Annotated in this window: 2 tRNA genes; both read left to right on the top strand. The window is 57.0% G+C overall.

Annotation, left to right across the window (positions count from 1 at the left end):
- Window positions 1–20 precede the first annotated feature (20 nt).
- Window positions 21–97, top strand: a tRNA-Ile gene (locus tag AB9K37_RS04885).
- Between the two features lie 185 nt (window positions 98–282).
- Window positions 283–358 (top strand) — tRNA-Ala (locus AB9K37_RS04880).
- Window positions 359–421: the final 63 nt, after the last annotated feature.

The raw sequence follows: 421 nt of genomic DNA, 5'->3' as shown, positions 1-421 counted from the left end.
CGACCGGTCTGGACAGACTTGGGTCGGTAGCTCAGGTGGTTAGAGCGCACGCCTGATAAGCGTGAGGTCGGAGGTTCAAGTCCTCCTCGACCCACCAACGACGTTTTCCACGAATGTGGGAACGGCGGGCGACAGTGTCTCCGCGTAGCGGAGAGCACGAGAGCCTGACTGTAGAACACGGTAGACTGTTACCAGCACCCAGAATTGCACCGGGTGACGCTCTCGGGCACTTCCTTCGGAAGTCCCTGCCGCGCACTCCCCCAATTTTGCGTGCAAAATTGTGGGGCCTTAGCTCAGCTGGGAGAGCGCCTGATTTGCATTCAGGAGGTCAGGAGTTCGATCCTCCTAGGCTCCACCACTTCTTCTTCGGATACTTGAGAGAGACAAAGATGATGATTGGATCATCAAGGGCATCTGCGGA

It is taken from the genome of Donghicola sp. XS_ASV15 (assembly GCF_041224595.1).
Lineage (GTDB): Bacteria > Pseudomonadota > Alphaproteobacteria > Rhodobacterales > Rhodobacteraceae > Donghicola.
This window is presented reverse-complemented; position numbering and strand designations above follow the sequence as displayed.